Genomic DNA, 3,822 nt, shown 5'->3' on the forward strand with positions numbered 1-3,822 from the left:
CTGCGCTTCCTGGCGGAACTGCTCCAACTCCTTCTCCAACTCCACGGACCACCTCCTGGCGTGTGGCACACGGAGGTCTCACGCGCGGCTCGGCACGTCACGACGGGGCACGGCGAGGTCTTACGGAGCTGGAGGCGGCCCGGGCCCTGCTCAAACCCCTCCCCTATGCCGCGACCCGCGCCGAGGCCGAAGCGCTGCGCGACGCCTTCGTCGCCGAGTACCAGCAGAAGGCGCCGAAGGCGGCCGCGTGCCTGCTCGATGATTGGGAGCGGCTCGTCACCTACTACCGCTTCCCCAGGGAGCACTGGAAGCACCTGCGCACCACGAACATCATCGAGAGCCCCTTCGCGTCGCTGAGGCTGCGCACGGACGCGGCCAAGCGCTTCCGCAAGGTGGAGAACGCCACCGTGCTGCTCTGGAAGCTGCTGCTCGTCGCCCAGAAGAGCTTCCGCAAACTCGACGCCGCCGAGCACCTGCGAGACGTACTCGCCGGCCGCACCTACGAGGACGGCAACCTCGTCATGCTACCGCAGGGAACTCGTCGCGCCGCCTGACGCGTTTCCACACCAATTGACACGACCTCCCTGTCGACTCTTCAGGGGGCTACACCACAGGGTCTCCAACGACACCGTTCCTGTGAGCCCCGGGGTTTCAAGTCAAAACTGGGACCTACAGGAGCGACGGGATCCGTTCATCCGTTTTCAGCGAACCGTCTATTTTCACTTCCAGTGCGATTTGATATTCCGTTGAAAATGGTCAGTCATCGGAGGAGGAGTGCGACGATCCGGAAAGAAGCGTGGACAGCATGGCACCACAGAGATGCCTTCCCCCTCGGCCCTCGCCGCGCTGATGAAACCCCTGCTGTCGCTTCGCAATGTCACTGGAGTCTTTGTCGGACACAAGGAAGGCGAGGACGAACTCGCGCTCTGCTGCTTGGTGAGGCAGAAGGTCGCGGCCCGGAAACTACCCACCAGTGCTCTCATCCCCCGTCGGCTTGACTGGCATCCCACGTCGCGGCGGAGACGGACGGTCCGCACGGACGTGCTCGAATCCGTCGCCTTCCAGCGCCATGCCCTCCCTGTCGTACTGGGTCCTGGTGACTCCGTGGTGTCACCGGGCCGGGCGACGGTCGGTATGGTGCTGGATCATCCCCGCTACGGACGGGTTGCCGTCACTGCGGGGCATGCCTTCGCGGGTCCAACATGGACCGGCACCTATGAGTACGCACCGGGGAGCGAGCCTCCGGTGTTCCTATTCAACGCAGGAAACAAGCCCCAGGGATTCCAGGGGCAGTTACTCAAGGTCGTAGTGACCCCGCTGGCGGATTACGCGCTGGTGCGTCCGCTGAACGTAAACCTCTGTCAGAACACCTACGGGGATGAGTTGGCCATCGGCATTCCCTACCTGCCGTCCACGTCCGACGTCGGCAGCAGCCTCTACGTGCTGTGCGCAGAGCGGCTCCTTCGCACCCGGTTCCAGGGAGCGTTCGGACAAATTGTTGTTGGGCGGCAGGGCCTCATCAGCAACGTGCTCCTGACCGACAACGTGACCGTGCCCGGAGACTCCGGCTCATGTCTCGTCGGGATTGACCTGCGCGCCTGGGGGCTGCTCGTGGGCAGCAACGACCGATACTCCGTCTTCATGCAGGTTGGAACCCCGCTGTTCCTAGAGGGCGCTCACTTCGCCTGAGTCCCAGGCCCTGACTGTTCACCCTGGTTCACACACTACGAGGTCATGACGCAATGAAGACATGGGTGGTAGTGGCAGTGCTCGGAGTCCTGGGCTGGGCAGGCACTGCCCGGGCCCTATCCCCGTGCTCGCCTGCAACGGTGACGGCGGCGGGCTCCATCGGGCCCCCTGAGGGATTCCCAATTCTGATCCAGGCCGGCCTTCTGAATGCCGGGAAACTCACGCCCGTACCACTGCGCGAGTCCGTGGCCTCGACGCTTGTGGTAGGTCAGACTTGGGCGACCCCACTCCAGGCCGCGCTCCAAGAAGCCGAAAAGGAGCAACCGGGCAGCCAAGCAGTCCTCGTATACGCGGCCTCCGACAAGTCTGACGCGGCGCAGTGCTATCAGGCCATAACGTTGCCGATCTCCCCTGCTGAGATTGCAGCCACGAATCCTCTCAAAGGCCTCCAGGTGGATGCGCTGGCTGATTGCCAGAAGGCTGCGTCCGCGTGGGAAGCGGACATCATCAAACAACTCCATGGCACCCGTTCTCCGGGTTACACGCTCATCGCGTTCATGGAGAGCGGGGAGATCTGTTACAGCAATCGACTGTACGGCATTCAGGGCGACCCCATCTACGTCGGCGTCTATACGAACCTCGACGACTGGTCGCCTACCCGCTTCGAGCCCTGCTCCATCGAACCGGACGCTCCCGCCATCTACGTCAGCACGGACAAGGTGAGACTCACGCCAGAGGAGACGTCGCAGCGCCAGAGCGGTACCGTGTGGGGGCTGCGCAAGAACACCGCGCGCCGGTGCTTTAACTCCACCGTGGACATCCGCCTAGGGCGAGCCAATGACACGGGAGCAATCCGCTTCAACCTGAACCAGCACTCACTCTATCGCGCCACCCTCCAATTGGGAGCACTCTTCACCACGCAGCACGTGCAGGAGTTCGACGTCCGGACGGAGGACGGCCAGAACGTCCTCTACTCTAGCGGCCCCACGGGGCGCGGCGTCGAATATACCGCGAGCCTCGTCGTATACTCCGCGCCGCGATACATCATCAGCCTCTTCTCCGGGCAGCCTTACGGTGGACGGGACCTGGTGCACGACCAGCGCTTCCTGGATCGCATTGGGGCGGTGATTGGCATCGGCCTGACCCAACCTGGGCGCCGATTCATCGCGGGCGGCACATTCGAGGTGCTCTATGGCATCAACCTCATGTACGTCGCAGACATCCTGCGCGCCCCCCAGCCCGTGGGCGCGACACTGAACGCACCGTTTGACGGCACAAAGGACGACATCCGCACCCAAGACCGCTGGACGGCCAAGGGCGTCGTGGGCCTCTCCGTGGACCTGCTCTATGTTAGGGAGTTGTTCTCCGGTCGCATCACGCCTTGAACTCCTGTACCGCACCGAATTGCTGAGACAGCAGGTTGGTCGTAATCAGGCTGCTTGCGTCGACTGCAATAGCTCCCGTCGGGCCCGACTCGGCGAGAGGAAATGGTGGTGCTCCAGCAGCCGTGCTCGTTGTACTGGTGTGCCCATTCCAGCCGAGCCCGGCGCAACTCCTCCACCGTGGCGAACGTGTGGCCCCAGAAGGGGGCCACACGAAGTGCGGAGAGCCGATTTGACAGGGGCAACTCTAACGGCCGTCAACGTCCGGGCCTGCCAAGGTCCGACTACGCGCCATGTAGCAAGACATTCAGCTCCGTCACACCGCTGCCGCTGGGGCCACGCGTTCGGCTCGGGCAGAGGTGATGCCGATGCGCTCCTCCAGGGACTGAAGCGCGAGCCCCTTCGTGCGTGGTACCTCGTCATCCACCCCGAGGACGGTAGCATGGAGAGTCCCCTCCGCCTCCGATACCTCGACGTAGGCGTCCCGGGCACGCCGGGCACTCGCGACGCTCCGGACCCGGTACAGTCCCGGCGCCGTCACCCGCACCGTGGCCGTGCCGCTGCCCTGGCGGTTGAGGTCCGCCGTCCCACCCAGCCACCGCACGCACCACTCAGCGCCTGCGGCTAGGAGTGTGTTGGGGTAACGGGCGAGGAGCCGGATAACAGGCTCCTTGCAGCAGAGGTGGCGCTTCGCCCGTTTGGAGCTGGCAGCGCCGCCACTACGCGGCGAGCTGAGCCCGATGGAGTTTCA

4 protein-coding genes are annotated in these 3,822 nt (G+C 64.2%); 3 read left to right on the plus strand and 1 reads right to left on the minus strand.

The window, feature by feature from the left end; genetic code table 11:
• Positions 1-62 precede the first annotated feature (62 nt).
• From U8525_RS34135 to U8525_RS34145, 3 genes are all read left to right on the plus strand, one after another.
• Entirely contained in the window at positions 63-554 is a 492-nt protein-coding gene (locus U8525_RS34135) for a transposase (RefSeq protein WP_374270918.1), read from the plus strand.
• A gap of 265 nt (positions 555-819) precedes the next feature.
• Positions 820-1,689, plus strand: a complete 870-nt coding sequence (locus tag U8525_RS34140; protein WP_374270919.1) for a hypothetical protein — start codon at positions 820-822, stop codon at positions 1,687-1,689.
• 53 nt (positions 1,690-1,742) lie between these two features.
• Complete coding sequence (locus U8525_RS34145) at positions 1,743-3,074, plus strand: hypothetical protein (RefSeq protein ID WP_374270920.1); 1,332 nt, start codon at positions 1,743-1,745, stop codon at positions 3,072-3,074.
• Between the two features lie 313 nt (positions 3,075-3,387).
• Here the strand turns inward: U8525_RS34145 and U8525_RS34150 are convergent, their stop codons facing one another.
• A complete protein-coding gene (locus U8525_RS34150; protein WP_374270921.1) occupies positions 3,388-3,675 on the minus strand; it encodes a hypothetical protein in 288 nt (95 codons plus the stop codon).
• Between the last annotated feature and the right edge of the window lie 147 nt (positions 3,676-3,822).

It is taken from the genome of Corallococcus sp. RDP092CA, assembly GCF_041903675.1.
GTDB lineage: Bacteria > Myxococcota > Myxococcia > Myxococcales > Myxococcaceae > Corallococcus.